Here is a 21351-nt window from a genome sequence, read left to right as displayed (position 1 = left end):
AATCTCCCATCTCAATGTAGAGATTGAATCAGCGACATGCCCCTCAATCAAGGAAGAGTTTTTCAACGAAATAAGCCGCGCCGCAGCACCAAAGGCCAGCGTCGGATGGCGGCTTTGGGCCGGTCTCGCGCTGGATAAACCTCAATGGGATTTTGGTGCGAGAAAGGTTTCGTTGAAATACTCTACGACCGAGTTTACGGCCCGTGAAAGTTCGATGCCTTTTCTCCAGGCCAAGCCGACATCCATCGAAGGTATGCCCTGATCTGTCGCGGCAGTGCCAATGCGTTTTCCTTCCAGTGACCAGGGTCGATACACCATATCTGATAGGATCGTGACACCTTGGCCATTGGCCACCATTGAACGAACTGCTTCGACCGAGGAGGTACGTAACCTGACATTGGGTTGGTAGGCGCTGAGGCTCCAGTAGCGCATGGTTGTGTGCGCGGCTTCATCGACCGTCAGCATAATGTAATCTTGTTTTGAGATGTCTTCGAAGGTGGCTTTGCCCTGCCGGATGAATTCGTGTGAGTTCGCGGCCCAGAGGCGCCGCGAAGAGCGAAGCAGAGTTTGCGTTTCAATTTCGGGGTTGTTCAGGTTCGATGTCAGAACGACCGCAATATCAAATCGGTTGGACAGGAGACCTTCCTCGATGCTCTCACGGTTCAATTCGCTGATCCGAATATCCAGATTGGGAAAAAATTGGTTCAGGCGGTCCAGATGCGGCGGCAGGAAATAACCGATCACAGTGTATGTCGCGGCAATCGAGATTGTACCCTTAACCGGTGATCGTTTTTGGGTAAGTCGTTTGGCTTGGTCCAGCTTCTCCAGTATCTCTCGTGAAGATGCCAAAAAATCGCGACCGGCCTCGGTCAATTCCATCCCCTGTGCAGATCTGACAAATAACGGGGCTCCAAGCTCGGCTTCGAGTTCCTTGATGGCGCTGGTGACAGCAGATTGGGATATGGAGAGCTGAGTGGCTGCTCGGCTGACCTGCCCGGATTCGGCTGTGGCGACAAAGAATTTGAGATGTCGAAAATTCATATGACACCAATATTCAGAATATTGTCGTATGTATATATAAAAATCAGATACACGCCAAAGCAGCATTTCTCGAAATACCCCTTAAATAATTTGAATTAGCAATCTGGCGAAGTGCAGTGGTATTCTGTTTTCTCGATATTATAGCTTAAAAAATTAATATTTTACATATCACCTTTCCGCCACGACCATCGCTTTCAACCAATCGAGGGTCGGTGCAAATGCATGATTTCGTAGATCTGAACTGTGATATGGGTGAGGGCTTTGGCCAGTGGGTGCTTGGTGAAGCGCCCGACGAAGACATCATGTCGCTGATCAGCTCGGCGAATATCGCGGCCGGATTTCATGCTGGTGATCCCAATTCTATGGATCGGGTGATCAAGCTGGCCCATGACTATGGTGTCGGGCTGGGTGCCCATCCGGGCTATCGAGACCTTCAGGGGTTCGGGCGACGATATATCAAAACCAGCGCCGAGGAATTGGTTAATGATATTGTCTACCAGGTGGGTGCAATTCGTGAGTTTGGCCGCCGTCATGGGATTTCGCTACAGCATGTAAAGCCGCACGGTGCGCTTTATATGGAGGCGGCGGCAAACGAAGAGCTGTCGAAGATGATCATCGATATGCTCTCGAAAACCTGCGGCGATGTCATTCTGTTCTGCATGGAAGCGTCAAAGACCTACCAGATCGCCAAGCAAAGCGGGTACCCCGTCGTGCGTGAGTTTTATGCAGACCGCGACTATGACAACAACGGCTCGATCGTATTCAAGCGCCAGGTTGGCCGACCCGATCCGAAAGCCGTGGCTGAAAAGTGCATCAAGGCATGCGAGACCGGAACTGTCACAACAGTTGAAGGCGATGAGATCGAAATCGGTTTCGAGTCGATCTGTTTCCACTCGGATACTCCCGGCGCGCTTGAGATCGGCAGGGCCATTCGTGAGGGGCTGACAGGTGCGGGCATCACCATCGCTTCTGCGGCAACGGTTCTGGAACAATCGAAATAAAGGACAGCGAAACCAATGGCAGATATCCAATCCCCATTACCGGGAATGTTTTACCACAAACCCTCGCCTGATGAAGCTGCGTTCAAGGCCAAGGGTGATGACGTCGCCGTGGGCGATACGATCGGTCTTGTCGAGGTGATGAAGACCTTCATCGAAGTCAAATCTGAAATTGCGGGCACGTTCGAGGCATATGTAGCCGAAGATTCCGCCCCCGTGACTGCGGGCGAAACGCTTGCAATGGTGAGCGACTGATCATGCCCATCAAACGCCTCTTTATTGCCAATCGCGGAGAGATCGCCGTGCGGGTCATCCGGGCGGCCCAGGAATTGGGGATCGAAACCATTCAGGCCTATTCTGAAGGCGATGCCGATATGCTGGCTGTCAGGATGGCAGGCACTTCGGTTTGCATCGGGCCAGCAGCGTCCAAGGACAGCTATCTGAATGTCGATCGCGTGATGACTGCTATCACAGACAGCGGTGCCGACGCGGTTCACCCCGGCTATGGCTTCCTGTCGGAAAGCCCCGATTTTGTGCGCGCGGTCGAAGCCGCCGGGATTACCTTTATCGGCCCAACAGCGTCCACCATCGAGCGCATGGGCGACAAGGTCGAAGCGCGAAAGGCAGCAGAGGCGGCTGGCGTTCCGGTTGTTCCTGGCTCCAGGGGACGGGTCGATACAGTAGACGAGGCCGCCGAAATCGCCAGAACGGTCGGCTATCCGGTGATGATCAAGGCGGCGGCTGGCGGCGGGGGGCGCGGCATTCGCGTGGCAGACAGCGAAACCGAACTGCGCAAACTGGCGCCGCAGGCCCAGACCGAAGCGGCGGCAGCCTTTGGCGATGGCGGGCTTTATCTGGAACGGGCAGTACGAGCACCCCGTCACATCGAGGTTCAGATTCTGGGCGACGGCACTGACGCAGTGCATTGCTACGAGCGCGAATGCTCTCTGCAGCGCCGCCGCCAGAAAGTATGGGAGGAAGCGGGCGCATCTTGCCTGGATAACGCCACCCGGGAACAACTTTGCGCGTCTGCCGTCGCCCTGGCCAAATCTGTCAACTATCGTGGTGCAGGTACGCTGGAATATCTCTTTGACGAGGCCAGCAATGAGTTCTTCTTCATCGAAATGAATACCCGTATTCAGGTCGAACACCCGATCAGCGAAATGATCACCGGCGTTGACCTGGTGCAGGAAATGATCCGTGTCTGCGGGGGCCAAGCACTCAGCATGACTCAGGATCAGATCACCCGAAACGGCCACGCGATCGAAGTGCGCATCAACGCCGAAGACCCATTCACGCAATTTATGCCTTGGCCCGGCAAGTTAAGCGAAATGAAAGTCCCAAAAGGCGATGGCATCCGCTTTGATCACTTTCTTTATGATGGCTACCAGATCCCACCGTTTTATGACTCGCTTCTGGGTAAGTTGATCGTTCATGGCGCCACACGTGCCGAGGCCATCACCAAGCTCAAGAGCGCTTTGCAGCAGATCGAACTGACCGGTCTGAAAACAACAATTCCACTGCATCTGGCGCTTGTTGATGATCCCGCCGTGCAAAACGGCGTCTTCCACACCCAGTGGCTGGAGCCCTGGCTGGAGGCCGGTAATCTGAAACAACTCGAGACAACAGGAGGTGCATCGTGAAGACACGTTACACATTTGGCGGTGACGAGCACATCCATGTGGAGATGGATGAGGAAATGTCGCTTGATGCCTTTTTCAAATCTCTCTCGATGAGCAACGCTGTGCGTGATGCCGACATCCCCGGTGTGACCGAGATCTGCCCTGCCAATGCATCGTTCCAGGTCAAATTCGATCCGGATGTGACCCATCCCGATGACATGCTTAAACGCGTGCAAGAGCTGGAACATATGGCCGAAAGTGCCGAAAAGCGGCTGTCGACCCGGATTATCGAGATCCCGGTCTATTATCAGGACCCCTGGACCCATGAGACCGTGATGCGCTTTCGCGAACGGCATCAAGACCCGTCGGGCACCGATCTGGAGTATGCGGCCCGCATCAACGGCTTTGATAGTGTCGAGGCGTTCATTGAGGCGCATCACGCGCAGCCCTGGTTCGTGTCAATGGTAGGTTTTGTTGCGGGGCTGCCGTTTCTTTATCAACTGGTCGAGCGTGACAAGCAGCTGCAGGTGCCGAAATACCTGCGCCCCCGAACCGATACGCCCAAACTGACCGTGGGCTATGGAGGGTGTTTTTCCTGTATCTATTCCGTGCGCGGTGCGGGCGGCTACCAGATGTTCGGCATCACCCCGATGCCAATCTATGATCCGGAACAGAAAGTAAGTCACCTCAAGGACTTCATGGTCTTTTTCCGCCCTGGCGACATCGTTAAATGGGCGCCGATTAACCGTGCTGAATACGACCGGATCATCGCTGCGGTCGAAGCTGGCACCTATGCACCGCGAATCGCCGAGGTGGATTTCGATCTCGAAGAGTTCAACGCCGACATGGCGGGCACCAACGCGAAATTGATGGAGGCCCTCAATGGCGCTTAAGATCATCAAACCCGGCCTATCCACATCCATTCAGGACCTTGGTCGTCCCGGTTATTTTCACCTCGGCATTCCCATCGGCGGCGCAATGGACCGCTTTGCCATGCGTGCCGCGAACATGCTGGTCGGCAATCCCGAGGACGCGGCGGCGCTCGAGGCCGTGTTCATGGGTCCCGAGATCGAATTCACCGAAGATGTCGTCGTGGCCGTGACCGGCGCCGAAATGCCAATGAGTGTTGATGGCGAAGCAGTTGAAGGCTGGTCATCCTTTGCGGTGAACGCAGGGCAAACGCTCAGCTTCGGCTTTCTGAAATCCGGCGCGCGGATCTATATCGCGGTTTCCGGCGGAATCGCCACCGATCCCGATCTGGGTAGCCGGTCGACCTATCCCATCGGCGCATTGGGCGGCATCGAAGGACGGCCCATCGCCGAGGGGGATGTCATTCCGGTCGGCAAGGCGGAGCAGTCACCCGTCGGGCGTAGTGTTTCGGCAGCTCTGCGACGCGGTCCGTCCAACCCGGCCGAGTTGCGCGTGTTGCCGGGACTTTACTGGAACCGGCTGACCGAGGCTGCAGGACAAGGTTTCTTCGACGACACATGGACTGTCGCGCCCGAGGCGGACCGGATGGGATATCGTTTCAAGGGCGGACGCGCGCTGGAGTTTGTGGATCGCGAACAGCCCTTTGGCGCGGGCGCTGATCCGTCGAACATTGTCGATGGCTGCTATTCCTACGGCTCCATTCAGGTGCCGGGTGGGACCGAACCCATCGTGCTGCACCGCGATGCGGTATCGGGCGGTGGCTATTTCACACTGGGCGCAATCATTTCTGCCGATATGGACCTGATCGGACAGCTGCAGCCCAACACGCCGGTCAAATTCTTGAAGGTCGATATGGATCAGGCGCTGGCCGCACGAGCCGAACGCCACGCAGGCCTGCAGAAAATCAGAGAAGAGCTCGCCTAAGAGCCCAACCAAAAATCCCGCGGGAAACCGCCAAATTTGAAGAACTGACAAGGAGGTCAGAACGATGAGACTCGTCTTGAAAACCGCCGCTGCTTTGACGCTGGCAACTGTGATACCTGCGACCGCGGTCGCTGGAGAGAGCTGGTATCCCTATGAAGCCGAAGAGGTTTCACCGGCTTTTGCCGCCGATGGCACCGTTAACGCGGTAACCTACACTCCGCTGGACAAGGCGGATCAGAAATGGAACATCTGCGTGTCCTTCCCGCATATGAAAGACGCCTACTGGCTGGGTGTGAATTATGGAGTTGCCGATGAGGCCAAGCGCCTTGGTGTGGCCATGAACAATGTGGAAGCGGGTGGATATACAGAACTTGCCAAGCAGATCAGCCAGATAGAGGATTGCGTATCAAGCGGCGCAGATGCGGTTGTCATCGGGGCCATTTCCTATGATGGGTTGAACAATGTGATTGGCGAAATTGCCGGGAATGGCACGCCCGTTATCGACGTGATCAACGGTGTGTCCTCCACCGATATCTCGGCGAAATCCCTGGTCTCGTTCAAGACGATGGGGGCAGAAACCGGACGCTACCTGGCCGAGAAACATCCTGCCGGTAGTGACCCGGTGCAGGTCGGCTGGTTCCCCGGTCCGGCGGGTGCCGGCTGGGTCGAGGCCGCGCACGCGGGGTTCATGGAGGCTGTGGAAGGGTCCGCAGTTGAAGTGCTTGAGCCCCGGTTTGGTGATACCGGCAAAGAGGCGCAGCTGAAGTTGGTCGAAGACGTGCTGCAGGCCAACCCTGATGTGCGCTATCTGGCGGGCACCGCAGTGACGGCCGAAGCCGCACAAGGCCTGATCCGCGAACGCGGGCTGCAAGGTGAGGTTGATCTGCTGGCTTTCTATATGACGCCGGGCGTTTACACAGGCATCAAGCGCGGCTTTATCCTGGCTGCCCCGGCGGATTCGATGGTGGTGCAGGGCCGTATCGCCATAGATCAGGCCGTACGCATCCTTGAAGGCAAGGAATACGTCAAGCATGTGGGTCCCAAAATCTTTGTGGTCGATCCGTCGAATATCAACGATGTGCCCCGCACCGACATTCTCCCTCCTGATGGCTTCAACCCTGTGTTTTCAGTGAACTGAGCGAGTTGGCTACAGGCAGACATGGGCCGGCCCCTCAGGTTCGGCCTATGTACTGGAGTGACAGAATGACAAACATACCCCTCGTTCAAACCATCGGCTTGTCCAAACAATATCCGGGCGTACTTGCACTGGATGAAATCGATTTTGACCTAATGCCTGGAGAGGTCCATGTGCTTTTCGGCGAAAACGGTGCGGGAAAATCCACGCTGATTTCGATGCTGGCTGGCGCGAATGTGCCCAGCAGTGGCGCGATTCTGCGGGACGGTCAAAAAAGCCACTTCGAAAGTGTTGCCGACGCGCAGAAGCGCGGCATTTACACTGTATTTCAGGAATTCTCACTGATCCCAACGCTGAGCGTCGCACAAAACATATTTCTTGGGTGGGAGCCCAGAAAAGGCCCGTTCATCGATCACCGCGCCATGCGTCAACGCGCTGCGCAGATGTTTGAGGAACTGGAATTTGATATCGATCCCTCCGCAATCACCGCAACCCTGTCGCGCGCGCAACAACAGATGGTCGAGATTACCAAGGCTTTCCACGGCGATCTGTCGGTGCTGATCTTGGATGAACCGACAGCATCGCTCACGGACCGCGAGGTTGATCACTTGTTCAGGTTCATCAAGGATCTGAAGGCCCGTGGTATCGGCATCATCTATATCTCCCACCGGATGCAGGAGTTCGCCCGGATCGCTGACCGGATCACCGTACTGCGGGACGGTGCCAAGATCGGTACGGTTGCAATGGCTGATACCAACGACGGCGCTTTGGTCGAGATGATGACGGGCCGCGCGATATCTGAAATCTACCCGCGCATCGCTCAAAATACCGGTGATGTTTTCTTGAAGGTCGACCAGGTTCTGACAACTGGCCTGCATCCTTGTTCATTTGAAGTCAACGCGGGTGAGGTTTTGGGAATTGCCGGTCTGGTCGGTTCGGGAAAATCAAGAATTTTTCGAACCATTATGGGATTGAACCCGCGTCTTGGCGGGCAGGTCGAGCTTGCGGGGTGTGATATCACCAAATCTTCCACGAGAGCTATCATTGAGGCGGGTGTCTATTACCTGTCACCGGATCGCAAACATGAAGGTCTGGATCTGGCGAAACCGTGCAACGACAATCTGGCTGTGAACCCGATGATGGCGCGGCTTGATGAAAAACTGCGCGGCTTTGTCAATTGGATCGCTATTCGACAAAAAACCGGGGCCATCGCCGATAAGGTCGAACTATCCGAGGGTTATCGCAGCAAGCTGGTTAGCCAACTGTCGGGTGGCAATCAGCAGAAAGTACTGTTCGGTAAGGCTTTTGGGCAGGACATCGATGTCTACATATTCGACGAGCCGACTGTCGGCGTCGATATGGGGACGCGCGCGGCTCTTTACCGTCTGATCCGGGATCTGGCCGAGGCGGGCAAAGCAGTAGTGCTGATTTCTTCAGACCTTCCAGAGGTGTTGAACCTGTCGCATCGCTTGCTGGTCTTCGCACATGGCAAAATCACCGCCGCACTTAGTGGCGACAGCATGACCGAAGATCAGGTCCTGAAACATTTCTTTGACGAAACTGGAGCGACCGCATGAGCGCTGAAACCACTAACACCAGTACCAACAACGCCGCATTTTACAGGACAAAACGTGTCTTTGTCCGAGTCGGCGTTTTGCCGTTCTTCCTGGCCATCGCTCTGATCGTCTTTACAGCGCTTTCGTCCAAATTCCTGACTGGCCAGAACCTGATGAATGTCGCCCGGCAATCAGTATATCTGGTGCTTGTTTCTCTGGGGCAAATGCTGGCGCTGATCTCGGGCGGGTTCGATTTATCGGTGGGAACGGCGATCGCACTGACTTCGGTCGTATCGGCGACCGGTATGGTTTGGCTGTCGGCGGTCTTCCCCGATGCAATCTGGCTGGCCATAACAATCGGTGCCCTGATGGGCATTGGTGCAGCGCTGTTAATCGGCTTGGTCAACGGTGTCGGCGTGGCCTATTTCGAGGTATCCCCCTTTATCATGACTCTGGGGGTGTCTTCGGTCGGCGCGGGCCTTGCGCTATTCCTGACTGGTGGTGTGCCGGTCAGCGACCTGCCTTTCGCTTTTGGTGATACATTCGGTTTTGGCCGGCTGTGGGGTATCCCTGTTCCGGTAATCGTGGCCACGTTTTGTATCATCATCATGTGGGTATTCATGTCCCGTACCCGGCTTGGCACGCAAGTATACGCTGTGGGTGGCAATATCAAAGCGGCGCATCTGTCGGCGATCAACACCCGCAAGACCCTGATGCTGGCCTACATGATCTGTGCTTTGATCGCGTCTTTGACCGGCTTGTTACTAACCGCCCGTGTTGAATCGGGTGAGGCCAATCTTGGAGGCACCATCGCGCTTGAATCCATCGCCGCCTGTGTGATCGCCGGCGTGTCATTAAGAGGTGGCATTGGACGGGTCGAGAACGTCGTTCTCGGCGCCTTCTTCATTGTACTCGTCCAGAACGGTATGAACTTGGCGCAAGTAAGCTCTTACATGCAGATGGTTTTGTTGGGCATGTTGCTGATCCTCGCCGTCATCTTCGACCAGCTTCGTTACCGCATGATCATGAGCGGGAGATGACATCGCAACCGCGCCAAGCACATCACATGAACCGACAACGCCAATGAAATGAACCGGAAAAGCGCAAATGCGACATAGAGAAATCATTGGTGAATAATCAGCGGACGGCAACTTCTGCCTGCTGAATGTGAATTGGAGATCCATTCCTTTTGCGTTCGCAAAGAATGTCGTGTGTGGATGGCTCATGCATAGCAAGACATTTTTTGAGCTGATATGAGCGTCTGTCAGATGCAGTCGTGTGTCCGGCCTGTTGGCGCAGCGCACGCGGCTGCTGGCCCTGATGGTTTCCGCTGACCAAGTCCCAATCGGCAATACGGACAACATGGTGTCCCAGACATTCGACGGGGTGTCTCGGTTGGCGGGCTGACATTGCTCCATCATCTCAATGGTCTTGCGTCTCTTATGTTCCTTTTGTCAGTTTATGCCGCATGGGGTTGGTAGCGTTCGTTTCGTGTCAGGACGGCCCAGATGATCCGAGCGGTTTTGTTGGCCATGGCCACGGTTGCCAGTCTTGGCGGCTTTCGGTCCAACAAGGCGACTGCCCATGGATCGGCGCGGTCCGGATTATCCTTCATGTGTTTCAGGCGTGCCGTCATGCCTGCCACTAAAAGGCGTCTGACGTATCTGTCTCCCATTTTTGAGATACGCCCCAGACGCTCTTTACCACCGCTTGATCGGTTAATAGGCGTCAGCCCCAGCCAAGCAGCAAACTCTCGCCCACTGCGGAATTGATGTCCGTCGCCCGCTGTAGCGACGATGGCCGAGGCGGTCACAGGGCCGACCCCGGGAATGGTTCGCAACAACATCACCTGGCGGTCTCTTCGACCCTCAAGCAGGATGCGTTTGTCGTACCAAAGAATGCGCAGATGCAGAGCAACCATCTGGTTACACAGGTTCGTCAAAACATCGACGGCAACTTCAGGAATACTCGGACGCTCTCCGTCCAGCACCGCCTTTGCAAACTTCACAGCTCTGCCGACCCCCTGCGCGATCACGATCCCGAACGCGCCCAACAGTCCGCGTAACATGTTGCTGAGCTGGGTTCGCTGACGCACGACCATGTCTCGGGCACGGTGAAGGAACAGCACGCCCTGCTGTTCCTCGGTTTTGATCGCGATAAAGCGCATCGTGGGGCGTGTTAAGGCCTCACAGATCGCCTCTGCGTCGATGGCGTCCGACTTACCGCGCTTGACATAAGCCTTCACGTACATCGCTGGCATCAAGCGCACTTCATGGCCCAGCTTTTGGAATTGACGCGCCCAGTGGTGGCTCGATCCGCAGGCTTCCATACCGATGAGACACGGATCAAGCTTTTCGAGGAACTCCAAAAGCTGAGCGCGCCCGAGCGATCGATTGAACGCAACCGTTCCATCCGCTGTGATCCCGTGCACCTGAAAGATGTTCTTGGCCAGATCTAGGCCGATTGTTGTAACCTGCATTGGGTGGCTCCTTTCCTAGCAGTCGATAACAACTGCACTATCGCGCATCGTGACGCCGATGGAGCAGGAGCCATCCACCCAATCCGCAATGCGGGCTGCGACCGCAGCATCGGGATCAGTGATCGGAGCTCTCCTATGGGCCGCAATCTACTTCACATTTACCCGCCCACTGCCACTCGACCTCCGCCAGGGGTTTAGGAGGACAACAAAATGCTATCGATGCCGATTGCGCTTAATTGCTTATTGAGAACCGAACTGTGCACCGCATTCATTTAACCCGCGAGTACGACAAATTACATCTGCGCCACGCTCATTTATGACAAAGCTTGGTTATGCCGAGCTTTATCTCGTATGGATGGATAGACTGACCTTGGGAGGCAGACTTGGAAGCAGTAGTGCTGACAAACGAGATGATAGCGGTGCTGGTACTGCTGACGTTCACCGTATTTCTTTTCATTTCAGAAATCGTGCGGATCGATGTGGCGGCGGTATTGGTCATGGTGCTGTTGGGCGGGCTCAGCTATTTGCCGGGACTTAACAATCTGGCGGACGCCTCGAACTTATTCGCCGGTTTCTCGTCCAACGCAGTTGTTTCGATCATTGCGGTGATGATTATCGGCGCGGGGCTGGATAAGACCGGACTGATGTCCAAAGTCGCGGCGTTGATAATAAAACAGGGTGGGACGAGCGAGGCACGTATAATTCCTATAGTGTCCGGTGTGGTTGGGATCATCAGTTCATTCATGCAGAATGTCGGAGCGGCTGCTTTGTTTCTACCGGTAATTTCTCGTATTTCAGCGCGCACTGAAGTTCCAATGAGCCGGCTACTCATGCCAATGGGTTTTTGCGCCATTTTGGGCGGAACGATCACGATGGTCGGTTCTTCTCCGCTGATATTGTTGAATGATTTGATAATTGCATCGAATGAAAACCTGCCGACAGAAAGGAAGATGGAACAGTTTGGATTGTTCTCGGTCACGCCTATTGGACTGATGTTGGTGGCAACAGGTGTTCTTTACTTCGTTTTGTTTGGGCGGTGGGTTCTACCTGCACAACGCGATCGGGGCACAGATGCAGGGTCTGCCCGTTCAATGCAGACCTATATCGAAAACACCTATGGATTGCGCGCAGATATGTTTGAGGTGCGCGTTCCCGAAGGGTCGATCCTGATAGGGCATACCTTGGCGGATCTGATGGTCGCGCATCATATGTACATTCTGGGCACGTCCTACCGGGGACATAAAGTCATTGCTCCGATGGCTGACACAACAATCGAGGCACCCGCGCGTCTCGCGGTCTTGGGGCTGCATCGGGTGGTGCGGGAAGAATTTGCCGAACCCTACGGGTTGGAAATCTTGCCTCAGTTGGATGTATTTTCGGATGATTTTGCGTCCACCCAATCAGGCGTGGCAGAAGTTGTGATCCCGCCGGGTTCGAGCGTGATTGGTCATACCCCGATTGATCTTCGGCTCCGCCAGACGCACGGGCTTTCGCTTTTGGCGATCCATCGTGGCGAAGATACCTTGAGCCATGTTGAGACAGAAGATCATGTCGCCACGCATATTGGACAAGTCCCGTTACAGGCAGGCGATACTGCAGTGGTTCATGTCCAATGGGACAGGCTGACCGAACTCCTGTCAGACCGGGATTTCGTGGTCGTGACATCGGATTTCCCACAAGAAGACCTTCGCCCACATAAGGTGGGTTGGGCATTGGCGTTTTTTGCTATGGCGTTGACGCTGATCCTGTTTTCGGATGTCCGTTTATCCCTGTGCCTGCTTGCTGGGGCTATGGGGATGATTCTAAGCCGTGTTCTATCGATTGATGAGGCTTATGATGCCGTCAGTTGGAGTACGGTGTTTTTGCTCGCCTCCCTTATTCCATTAGGCCAGGCGGTTCAGAATACCGGCACTGCAACCTGGATTGCAGGACAAATTCTAAGCTTGCTGGAGGGGTGGCCACTTTGGGCGCTACAGGCAGGTCTGGCGATCTTAGCGACGGCGTTCACGCTCGTAATGTCAAATGTCGGCGCGACCGTTCTACTTGTACCGTTGGCGGTGTCGATTGCGCTGGCCGCCGGAGGGGACCCGGCAGTCTTTGCCCTGACAGTGGCAATTTCGACCTCCAATTCATTCCTAATCCCAACCCATCAGGTCAACGCGCTGATCATGGGGCCTGCGGGCTACCGTGTGATCGACTTCGTGCGTTCCGGCGGAATTATGACTATTCTCTTTCTGATCGTATCCATGGCGGGTCTGAATCTGTTTTTCTGAGTGGAACGCTTCGCAGCGAATGAACACCCGTTCAGAAAAGCGGCGACACAACGCTTGCGACTTACTCAGGCCCAGGCTTTTGGCGAATTGGTGCGGCGGGGTACCCGATCGTATTCGCGACGATAAGTGCGGTGGTGAGGCTTATGTCCATAGATTGGACCCTTTCTTCTCAGGCATTGAGCAAACGTTCCGCCAGTGTCAGCAAAGTCCGCGACTTGTGAATTGCCCCTGCCGAGTTCACTGCTGGCGGCACCAACGACCGGTTTTCCCGATGCTCAGCAGCACCAGGTTTCGGGCATGCACAGCATTACTCGCGCTGCGTGCGCACGCAGCGCGAAAATAGAATTCACAGGACGGGCTCAGAGCCTGTCGAGATCGCGGGCGCAGCGGAACCGAATGGCGACAGAGAGCCAAAATTTACCTTTGACTACTAGTCAGGTATGCCAGCCGCGCGCAGCGCGCCATAGTAACGGTCCCGGTCTTTCGCATGTTGAAATGGGGTATTGCGAAAGGTCGATAGTCGGAAATCAGGGTTGATCGCCAGGTAATTTTCGACTTCGTGCCTTGCCTCATCCAAACGACCGGTTTCCACAAGCGTTGCGATGAGAATTCGGCGCGGTGCCAGCGAGGCTGGATATTCGGCCATTCCCGTGCGGGCCAGCGTTTCAGCCTCGCGATAATCCTGCACGAAGAACCGGGATTGGGCTGCATTGAAGTTATACCAACCCGGATATCGCGGGTTTATCCGCTTGGCCTTGTCATTCCATTCGATAGCCTCTTGCGGTTTTCCCATCAGCGCGCGCAGAAACCCCATGTTGTACAGAACGTCGGCATCGTTCGGGTTCTCCTTGATCGCCCGCGCGAATGCGGCAAGCGCAAGTTCGTGATCGTGGTCAGCAAAAAGATGAAGCATGCCAAGCCTGAAATGCCCACGATAGTCGGACCGGTTGATTTCAAGTGCGCGTTTGGCGTGCCACCGCGCAAGCCGGACAGCCTCTTCAGGATCTTCGGCACCGCCAAACCGGTAAAGACTAAGATAGCGACCGCTGAGTTCAAAATGCGCGGCTAGGTAATCCGGGTCGCGCTCGACCGCTTGTTTAAGCAGCTCCACCGCATCAGCTCGCCCTGCCCGCGTCACCAACTGACTTGCTGCCTCGGCCCGCATGTACAGATAGTACGCGTTGAGATCACTGGTCGGGCGGGAACGGATCGCGGTCAGTTCCTCTTCTCCGACAACAACGTTCAACGTCGCGACTATTTCCGTAACGATATCGGCCTGCGCACGCAGGGCATTGTCATGGGAAAGGTCGAACTGCTCTGCCCACATCGTGTGCTCGGTTTCCGCTTCGACCAGTTCGGCATTAACCGAAACCCCGTTTGACTGTTTGCGGATACTTCCATCAAGAACGTATCGCACGCCTAGCTCGCGCCCTATTCCTCGGGCCGTGCCCGGATTGTCCTTGAAGGTCACCGAGGTTGATCCGGCAATGACAAAAAAATCGGGAAACTTCGAAAGCTGCGTGCGAATAGATGTACTGAAGCCCGCGGCAAGATAATCTAGGTCGGTATCCTCGGACTGGTTGTCAAATGGCAGCACGATGATTGATGGCCCATCCGACAACGGCAAGGCTGCCGAGAATCCCTTACCGGGATCTGTACTCCAAAATTGAAAGGCCATGATCGCACCCAATAGTGCAATCGCTCCGGCGACGATGAAGTAAAAGGGCCGGCCGTTGATAAGTGAGTTTGCGGGCTCGTTATTCTCGGTGGGTCGCTCCGTCGGGACAAGCATGTAGCCCTTCTTTGGAAATGTCCGGACGATCTTGTGATCTCTGTCTCTAAGTGTACGCCGAATATCGACAATACATTGGCCCAGGCTATCGTCGGTTACAAAGGTCTCGGGCCAGATTTTCTCAATCAGTTCGGCTTTCGGAACCACCCCGCCCGGTCGCGCAGCGAGGTAAGTCAAAACTTCCAAGCTCTGCCGCCGCAACGGGATGACGGTGCCGTGCTCATCCCTCAATTCACTCGAATCAAAAAGAAATTGGTACTTGCCAAGCCAGACCTCCTCATGAGGTTTCGCAAAAATTTCTGGCTTTTCTCCGGACATTTCGGGCGTCCCCCGCTGACCTATCGTAGCGGTTGCACCTTTTAAAAAGCAACCGGGTTCTGACATCCAAAAGGAGGATTAGAGATGAGACCAGCACTAAGAAACACGATGTTCCCCGCGGTTTTTCTGCCCGCTGCAATGGCGGCAGGAATTGGCCTTGCAAACAACTTTCAAATCATCGGCCCAAACGAAACAGCTATGGACATTCAGGACGGCGTGGTCACCGCGCGCCTCAGCAATGACGGCTGCGCGGCTGGCTTTGAAACTGCGTGCACGCCAACCCGTCAACGGGCCGAGTACCAACTGACGGAGGGTCACGCCCATGGCGACAAGGTCGCCTACCGCTGGGAGGTCAACGTGCCCAAGGATTTAAGAATCAACGCGGCTGATTTCCACCTTTACGCTGGGCGCTTTCTGTCTGGCGACAAACCCGCCCTACAGTTTTTCGTCGGCCACGATTATGGCTACGAGATCAGCCGGAAGACTTGCTTCGGACCCATAGGTTTTGGCGAATGGCACCAGGTTGAAGTGCGCATCATGTGGGATTCGACAAAGAAAAAGGGCTTGAAGGACAAAACACCTGGAGAGATCCACGTCATCTGCGATGGAAAAGAGGTCTATTCGAAAACGGGTCGGCCAAACATCAAACCCGACGACACGATCAACCTTGTCCTCGGTCTGGAAGGTGCGTTGAAACTGGCCGACGGCGACAATGTTTCAGTCTCATACCGAAACATCGAAGTTGGCAGTTGGTAAGACCGGCAACAACTTGCACTCACCTATGAAATTGCGGGGGGTCCCGAACTACCCCCGCAATTTCAGATGCCGGCTCTTCGCGCGACCTGTGAATTCGGGCCCTGATACTTGACGCAGCCATCATGAATGGTCGCTTATCACGCAGTGCTGCGAGCGCGCGCATCTAAAAATCTCTTGATCTCCTTTGGACTCACTGCCGACCTCGGCTGGGCCACAGCATCCGCTGTTACGGGCGATATGGGCTAGATCACTCGCGGCCCTTAGCCGACATTTGGCAACATTCATAATTCACCAATCAGTTTCCCGAAGCCGGACATCCAAAATCTAGCCGCCTACGCTTTCATCTAGCCATTGTCTATTGATGGATATCAGCGGATGCCTGAAGCGGCGCTACGAACCAATATTCGGTTTCGGGGAGTGGGCCGGCTGAAATTGTGCAGCGCTGAATGTCTGGTATGGGCCGGTAACATTATTAAATTACTTTCTTGAACTGGCGCCGCTCGGTTTCCAATCTTAGCGTGTAAAAACGGTAGGATTTTTGATGAGCGTGTGCTAACCGGCTGCAATCAGAATTGGCGATGTCGCAAACACGGTTTTGCGGAAGGCGACAAGCTTTCCAGACCAACACTTTGGAAACCGAAATTCAGCTCATCATCGGCTGTCATGTAATGTCTGGTTGATTGGCGAGCGCGGTCAGCAGGGCCGCACTCTCATCGTCGGCTGGAAAGAACAGCTCAACCTTTAGGTCATCGAGAGTTTCATCGGCTACAGTGCTGAACTGAGCAATGGTTCCGAACATTGAAAGGCGCTGGCCGGCAAAGCGATAGACTGTTGGAATGGACGGCCCCATCACCGCGTTACTCGAAGTGTAGGCGTGTGCCGCCAATGTTTTTATCGCAGCTTCTAGTTCGAGGATACCACCAGCCGCTGCGCTTTCTGCACGAAGGCGAAGCATCGTGTAATGCGCCACTTCCGGCCAGTTTTCCACAACATCTGCCATCATTGGGTTTGTCAGTAAGTCGAGAAGGCTCAAGCCTTCCCCCAACCCCAACGGAGCAAACAGCATCGCGGCAGGGTCGTTCAGCTTTATGATCCGCCAAAGACGATCAAGAACCAAACCGGGGTATGGGGCATGCCGTTCCAGCGTCCATGCGACAGCGTCTCGAATTGGCGCCATTGCCGTGTCGTCGAGTGGGATCGCGGTATATCGTGGCGCAAAACCTGCCGCACGCATCATCTGGTTTCTGGCGTCCATCGGCACTTCCATGACTTCCGAAAGATGTACGATCATCTCTGGGCTAGGCCGCGACCGACCAGTTTCTAGAAACGAGATATGACGCGCACTTACATCAGCTTCAACGGCCAGACTGAGTTGGCTCATCCGGCGGTGATTGCGCCATTCTTTCAGTAGGTTTGGGTAAGACGTCATGAGGCAGTCTTAACCTGTTTGTTGGTGGAAATCACTTACCTCTGAGGTAATTGCTTTGATCCCTACTGAACGCGCAAGAGGGGTATAGCGTTTTAGGAGGACACCATGACACAACAACAATCTGCCATGCGCCGTTCAGGATGGATTCTGATTGTGACGGGCGCGCTATTTGCTTTGACAGGGCTACCGTTACTGCACCCCATCGCCCAGATCTTTCTTCAGATCGCGTATTGGCCGATGCAGGACGTTCCGTCCGGCCTGGCAGTGCCAGTCCCTCTGCTGGTCGCCATCACCGGTGGGCTGACGGTGGGGTTAGGCGGCATGCTGTGGGCTTTAGGCACATATGTCGCACCGCTCTCGCCCGATGCGGCAACCAAAGTGACCTGGGTTGCAACCTGGTCCTGGTTCTGCACGGATAGTACAGCCTCCATCCTCGTTGGTGCGCCGTTAAATGCCGTGCTAAACTTAACATTCCTAGCCCTTATGTTACTGTCCTGCCGACGCAGGGTCACAACTGGCACCATATCCCAAAGCGATTTCAATGCCGCGCCGGAAGCAAGAGCCGGAAGCAAAGGAAAGTAGGATGTATTGAAGCCATGACTTGAATGGTAGTTTTGTCCCGCTCTGCTGTACCTGGCGGGCCAAATTGCTGTGCGATGCGCAATTGTCGAACCCCGGGGGAGCTGGAAAACTCGACTTTCAGGAGATGCGAATGCCCGGATTGGGCCTTGATCAAAGTGCTAACTGCTGGTCTGGGTGAAAGGTGAGAAACCTCCAAGCGCAGTTTGCATTTGACTACGCTTCAACCGACCTTGGTTAAGGATGATCTGCATCCTGTGAAACGGTTCATAGCCAATCGTCACCTTCTCAGTTCTGTTGGTAATTTGCGCGCACTAAGTATCCAACAATATTTCTACCGCCATTCATTTCGATGCGTTAACCTCAAAATTGAATAGATATCAGAGGCGCGCAATGAAAACTGTTCGCGGGCATGTGCCGGACAATTGCGACATCATCATCCAGGGCGCAACCATAATCGACGGCACCGGCGCTCCGGTGCAAGCGGCGGATATCGCGGTACTTGGCAACCAGATCGTTCACATCGGCGATTGCTCGACCCTTCAGGCAGAAACAAGCATTGACGGCACAGGGCTTTGTGCCGCTCCCGGGTTTATAGATGTGCATACACATGACGATTGGGCACTTCTGCGAACCCCCGACATGCCCTTCAAGGTGACACAAGGCGTGACGACCGTCGTTGCGGGAAACTGCGGGATCAGTGCTGCGCCCTTTAGAATGCAGGATGGGTTGCCTGATCCATTCAATGTTGTGCCTGGATTGCGAGAGTATAGTTTTGACAGCGTGGCTGAATACCGGCAGAGATTGACTACTTCTCCTCCAGCAGTGAATGTTCGCCTGCTGGCCGGGCATTCCTCTCTTCGGGCCACCGTTATGGGGACGGACTTGGCCAGACCCGCCTCCGGAGAGGAGATTGATCTCATGGCACAGTTGCTGGATACTGCACTGACCGAAGGTGCCGCCGGTCTGTCTAGCGGGCTAGACTATCCAGCATCATTGGAAGCACCAATGGACGAAGTGGTGGCACTGGCAAAAGTCGTGTCAGGGCACCAAAACACCATCTACGCCACCCATATCCGCGATGAGGGCGACGGCGTGATCGGTGCAGTGAGCGAGGCGCTGGAAACAGGGCAGCGAGCAAAGGCGCGGCTTGTCCTGTCTCATCACAAATGCGCCGGTAAAGCCAATTTTGGAAAAAGTGTGAAAACCCTGGAGATGATCGATCTGGCCAGGCGGCATGGTGAGGTCAGCTTTGATGTCTACCCTTATGTGGCCTCCTCCAGCGCGTTGTTGGAACGGTTTGTAGGCAGCGCCAGTAAGGTGATCGTGATCTGGTCGACCCCATATCCCGAACTCGGCGGGCAACTTCTGGATGATATCGCAGCTAACTGGGGTGTCACCCGCGAAGAGGCCTGCCACCGCCTTAAGCCAGCTGGGGCGATCTATTTCGACATGGATGAGGCCGACGTTCAGCGTATCATGAAACACCCGGTGGCGATGATCGGGTCAGACGGGTTGCCAGGTACAGAAAAGCCGCATCCTCGTCTTTGGGGCACCTTTCCCCGTGTGTTAGGGCACTATGTGCGTGAATTGAAACTTCTGTCCCTGACCGAGGCTATCCACAAGATGACGGGGCTGTCCGCTTCGCGTTTCAGCATATCTGATCGCGGCGTGATCGCTGCCGGCAAGAAAGCTGATCTCGTCTTGTTTGATGCGCACAAGGTCAAAGATCTGGCCGATTTTTCAAATCCTGAGCAACCGAGCGCAGGAATCTGCCACGTTCTGGTCAACGGGCAATTCGCGCTGAGGCATGGTATCCAGACGGACACGCGAGCCGGTGTTTTTTTGGGCAATCAAGCTGCATGACGGGGAATAAGATGAGTAGAACAATCTGGCTGAACGGAGAGTATCTGCCCGAGAATAAGGCGCAGGTTTCAATTTTTGATCGCGGCCTTCTGTTTGCCGATGCGGTTTATGAGGGCTTTGGCGTTCTGGATGGGCGGATCGTTGACTTCCTGTATCACCTGCAGAGGCTAAGTCGATCCCTGGCAGAACTCGAAATACTGTCACCAATGAGCGATGCAGCTCTTCTGGACGGATTGACCGGGCTAATTGAGCAAAACAACGTTCAGGAGGGCTTTTTGTATCTGCATATTACGCGCGGCGTGCATGACCGAGACTACCTGTATCCTGGCGGACTCAAGGCGACTGTATTTGCGTTCACCCAACCGCTGCACGATGGATCGGCGAGCGAGCCACCAACACCCCTGCGACTTGCATCAGCCCCTGATATCCGCTGGGCACGGCGCGATATCAAGACCAGCAATCTATTGGGGCAGGTCCTGGCCAAAGAGATTGCCCGCAAAGCCGGTGCCGATGAGGCTCTTATGATCGATCCAGAGGGTTACGTCACTGAATGTGGCGCGATGTCCTTTTTCATAGTTCGGGACAACCAGATTTGCGCCCGTCCTCTGAAACGGGATCTGCTGCCCGGGATCACTCGGCAGACCATGCTAAAAGTAGCAGCGGAACAAGGTATTACGATAGTTGAAGAACGCTACAGGTTGGAAGATGTGTTCGGCGCCGACGAGGCTTTTGCCACAGGCGCCTCGAGCTACATCCAACCTGTTCTCGAGGTAGATGGCAAAGTGATTGGCACCGGAGCGATCGGCCCGGTCACGATGCGATTGCGTGAAGAGTATCTTGTGTCGGTCCGTGCCGCTTTTGAATGAAGCAACACAAATGGCAGCTTTGCGTAAGCCGCGGCGCAGCACCGAACCGTCACGCCAAAGCCTGCTTGGGCCGAGCTGATTTTTGGCAATAAGAAACTTCAAGATCCTAAGGCGCGAAATCCTCCTAATCCGCGTTTTTTATTGATATGTCGATGCGCATGCACTGCGCATTTCCACGCCTCCAGAATAGCTGCCGCTTCCCTATGTCAGCGCTGCACTAAGGTGCGAAGCAACGGAAGGCGTTGGCTGAACGACGGATCATGTGGATGCATCGTATTTTCCACCGAATGCGGTCGTTGTCGCAAGTGCGACCGACGGCAGGCAGTCCCGGCTGATCCTGTTATTGCACCTCAAATTCAAATCATATTATTCGAATTTTGAAATTGTCGCCGCAGTATTGCCGCCTGGCTGCCTCATTCTTGTAGCGCCAGCCACTTAAGAAGTCCGGCCAGGAACAAACGGACTTTAGGAGACAACATTCCATGAGCACTCTCTCATTTACGCTGGGTGGACACGTTAACGTCAGTATCACGATCACTGAACAACCAGACGGCAGTCTGAAATTCGACCTTATGGTATTGGATGACACCGGTTCTATCGGTGATCTGAACGCAATTTTCTTTGATCTTGCAGATGATAGCATCGCGGATGGCCTGACCGTAACAGGAGACGATGTCACCGGGACGAAATTCAAGGCCGATGGTGTTACCAAGGTCGACAATTTCACCAACATCAACGGTGAAGTCGCCAACGAATACGGTAAGTTCGACAGTGGCGTTCAGTTTGG

The 21351-nt window shown here is 54.8% G+C and carries 18 protein-coding genes; 14 read left to right on the top strand and 4 right to left on the bottom strand.

Annotated elements, in window-relative coordinates; translation table 11 throughout:
• Positions 1–141 precede the first annotated feature (141 nt).
• A complete protein-coding gene (locus LC334_RS22115; RefSeq protein ID WP_223413125.1) occupies positions 142–1107 on the bottom strand; it encodes a LysR substrate-binding domain-containing protein in 966 nt (321 codons plus the stop codon).
• Positions 1108–1259: 152 nt separating this feature from the next.
• On the opposite strand from LC334_RS22115, the gene LC334_RS22110 reads away from it, so the two are divergent.
• The 8 genes from LC334_RS22110 to LC334_RS22075 all read left to right on the top strand — a co-directional run bounded on the left by LC334_RS22110 (position 1260) and on the right by LC334_RS22075 (position 9246).
• Positions 1260–2042 carry a 5-oxoprolinase subunit PxpA gene (locus tag LC334_RS22110; protein ID WP_085802502.1) on the top strand — a complete coding sequence of 261 codons (783 nt, stop codon included), beginning with the start codon at positions 1260–1262 and terminating at the stop codon, positions 2040–2042.
• Between the two features lie 15 nt (positions 2043–2057).
• A complete protein-coding gene (locus LC334_RS22105; RefSeq protein ID WP_085802503.1) occupies positions 2058–2294 on the top strand; it encodes an acetyl-CoA carboxylase in 237 nt (78 codons plus the stop codon).
• 2 nt (positions 2295–2296) lie between these two features.
• Positions 2297–3682 (top strand): acetyl-CoA carboxylase biotin carboxylase subunit, encoded by a 1386-nt coding sequence (locus tag LC334_RS22100; RefSeq protein WP_085802504.1) that lies wholly within the window; start codon positions 2297–2299, stop codon positions 3680–3682.
• Positions 3679–4554 (top strand): 5-oxoprolinase subunit B family protein, encoded by an 876-nt coding sequence (locus tag LC334_RS22095; protein WP_085802505.1) that lies wholly within the window; start codon positions 3679–3681, stop codon positions 4552–4554. Before LC334_RS22100 ends, LC334_RS22095 begins: the two co-directional genes overlap by 4 nt.
• A complete protein-coding gene (locus tag LC334_RS22090; protein WP_085802506.1) occupies positions 4544–5515 on the top strand; it encodes a 5-oxoprolinase subunit C family protein in 972 nt (323 codons plus the stop codon). Before LC334_RS22095 ends, LC334_RS22090 begins: the two co-directional genes overlap by 11 nt.
• A 64-nt stretch (positions 5516–5579) precedes the next feature.
• Positions 5580–6653: a TMAO reductase system periplasmic protein TorT gene (gene torT / locus LC334_RS22085; RefSeq protein ID WP_085802507.1), complete on the top strand. Its 1074-nt coding sequence runs from the start codon at positions 5580–5582 to the stop codon at positions 6651–6653.
• 65 nt (positions 6654–6718) lie between these two features.
• On the top strand, positions 6719–8227 hold the full coding sequence (locus tag LC334_RS22080; RefSeq protein WP_085802508.1) for a sugar ABC transporter ATP-binding protein: 1509 nt from the start codon (positions 6719–6721) through the stop codon (positions 8225–8227).
• Positions 8224–9246 carry an ABC transporter permease gene (locus LC334_RS22075; protein WP_085802509.1) on the top strand — a complete coding sequence of 341 codons (1023 nt, stop codon included), beginning with the start codon at positions 8224–8226 and terminating at the stop codon, positions 9244–9246. Before LC334_RS22080 ends, LC334_RS22075 begins: the two co-directional genes overlap by 4 nt.
• A 419-nt stretch (positions 9247–9665) precedes the next feature.
• On the opposite strand, the gene LC334_RS22070 is transcribed toward LC334_RS22075, so the two are convergent.
• A complete protein-coding gene (locus tag LC334_RS22070) occupies positions 9666–10685 on the bottom strand; it encodes an IS110 family RNA-guided transposase (protein WP_085802510.1) in 1020 nt (339 codons plus the stop codon).
• 383 nt (positions 10686–11068) lie between these two features.
• Between LC334_RS22070 and LC334_RS22065 the strand changes: the two genes are divergently transcribed.
• Positions 11069–12958, top strand: coding sequence for an SLC13 family permease (locus LC334_RS22065; protein ID WP_085802511.1), 1890 nt, complete (start codon positions 11069–11071; stop codon positions 12956–12958).
• A gap of 430 nt (positions 12959–13388) precedes the next feature.
• Here LC334_RS22065 and LC334_RS22060 read toward each other — a convergent pair whose 3' ends face one another.
• Positions 13389–15068 (bottom strand): winged helix-turn-helix domain-containing tetratricopeptide repeat protein, encoded by a 1680-nt coding sequence (locus LC334_RS22060; protein WP_223413124.1) that lies wholly within the window; start codon positions 15066–15068, stop codon positions 13389–13391.
• 198 nt (positions 15069–15266) lie between these two features.
• Between LC334_RS22060 and LC334_RS22055 the strand changes: the two genes are divergently transcribed.
• Positions 15267–15824 carry a heparin lyase I family protein gene (locus LC334_RS22055; protein WP_176237798.1) on the top strand — a complete coding sequence of 186 codons (558 nt, stop codon included), beginning with the start codon at positions 15267–15269 and terminating at the stop codon, positions 15822–15824.
• A gap of 661 nt (positions 15825–16485) precedes the next feature.
• Here the strand turns inward: LC334_RS22055 and LC334_RS22050 are convergent.
• Entirely contained in the window at positions 16486–17253 is a 768-nt protein-coding gene (locus tag LC334_RS22050; RefSeq protein WP_085802514.1) for an MmyB family transcriptional regulator, read from the bottom strand.
• 105 nt (positions 17254–17358) lie between these two features.
• Between LC334_RS22050 and LC334_RS22045 the strand changes: the two genes are divergently transcribed.
• From LC334_RS22045 to LC334_RS22030, 4 genes are all read left to right on the top strand, one after another.
• Positions 17359–17835 (top strand): hypothetical protein, encoded by a 477-nt coding sequence (locus LC334_RS22045; RefSeq protein ID WP_139836554.1) that lies wholly within the window; start codon positions 17359–17361, stop codon positions 17833–17835.
• Positions 17836–18225: 390 nt separating this feature from the next.
• Positions 18226–19698, top strand: a complete 1473-nt coding sequence (locus LC334_RS22040; protein WP_085802516.1) for an N-acyl-D-amino-acid deacylase family protein — start codon at positions 18226–18228, stop codon at positions 19696–19698.
• Between the two features lie 11 nt (positions 19699–19709).
• Positions 19710–20564 (top strand): aminotransferase class IV, encoded by an 855-nt coding sequence (locus LC334_RS22035; RefSeq protein WP_176237799.1) that lies wholly within the window; start codon positions 19710–19712, stop codon positions 20562–20564.
• Positions 20565–21046: 482 nt separating this feature from the next.
• On the top strand, positions 21047–21351 hold a 305-nt coding region (locus tag LC334_RS22030; RefSeq protein WP_223413123.1), incomplete at its 3' end, for a hypothetical protein.

The sequence above is a fragment of the Roseovarius aestuarii genome (assembly GCF_019966515.1).
GTDB classification, from domain to species: domain Bacteria; phylum Pseudomonadota; class Alphaproteobacteria; order Rhodobacterales; family Rhodobacteraceae; genus Roseovarius; species Roseovarius aestuarii.
Note: the sequence above shows the minus strand (reverse complement) of the source record. Positions and strands in the feature narration are given on the sequence as shown.

What these genes read in the sequence shown, in the direction of transcription:
- LC334_RS22100 (WP_085802504.1), top strand. Translation starts at nt 2,297, where the DNA reads ATGCCCATCAAACGCCTCTTTATTGCCAATCGCGGAGAGATCGCCGTG.
- LC334_RS22105 (WP_085802503.1), top strand. Translation starts at nt 2,058, where the DNA reads ATGGCAGATATCCAATCCCCATTACCGGGAATGTTTTACCACAAACCC.
- LC334_RS22055 (WP_176237798.1), top strand. Translation starts at nt 15,267, where the DNA reads ATGGACATTCAGGACGGCGTGGTCACCGCGCGCCTCAGCAATGACGGC.
- LC334_RS22075 (WP_085802509.1), top strand. Translation starts at nt 8,224, where the DNA reads ATGAGCGCTGAAACCACTAACACCAGTACCAACAACGCCGCATTTTAC.
- LC334_RS22045 (WP_139836554.1), top strand. Translation starts at nt 17,359, where the DNA reads ATGACACAACAACAATCTGCCATGCGCCGTTCAGGATGGATTCTGATT.
- LC334_RS22110 (WP_085802502.1), top strand. Translation starts at nt 1,260, where the DNA reads ATGCATGATTTCGTAGATCTGAACTGTGATATGGGTGAGGGCTTTGGC.
- LC334_RS22115 (WP_223413125.1), bottom strand. Translation starts at nt 1,107, where the DNA reads ATGCTGCTTTGGCGTGTATCTGATTTTTATATATACATACGACAATAT.
- LC334_RS22070 (WP_085802510.1), bottom strand. Translation starts at nt 10,685, where the DNA reads ATGCAGGTTACAACAATCGGCCTAGATCTGGCCAAGAACATCTTTCAG.
- LC334_RS22090 (WP_085802506.1), top strand. Translation starts at nt 4,544, where the DNA reads ATGGCGCTTAAGATCATCAAACCCGGCCTATCCACATCCATTCAGGAC.
- LC334_RS22040 (WP_085802516.1), top strand. Translation starts at nt 18,226, where the DNA reads ATGAAAACTGTTCGCGGGCATGTGCCGGACAATTGCGACATCATCATC.
- torT (WP_085802507.1), top strand. Translation starts at nt 5,580, where the DNA reads ATGAGACTCGTCTTGAAAACCGCCGCTGCTTTGACGCTGGCAACTGTG.
- LC334_RS22080 (WP_085802508.1), top strand. Translation starts at nt 6,719, where the DNA reads ATGACAAACATACCCCTCGTTCAAACCATCGGCTTGTCCAAACAATAT.
- LC334_RS22050 (WP_085802514.1), bottom strand. Translation starts at nt 17,253, where the DNA reads ATGACGTCTTACCCAAACCTACTGAAAGAATGGCGCAATCACCGCCGG.
- LC334_RS22060 (WP_223413124.1), bottom strand. Translation starts at nt 15,068, where the DNA reads ATGTCCGGAGAAAAGCCAGAAATTTTTGCGAAACCTCATGAGGAGGTC.
- LC334_RS22035 (WP_176237799.1), top strand. Translation starts at nt 19,710, where the DNA reads ATGAGTAGAACAATCTGGCTGAACGGAGAGTATCTGCCCGAGAATAAG.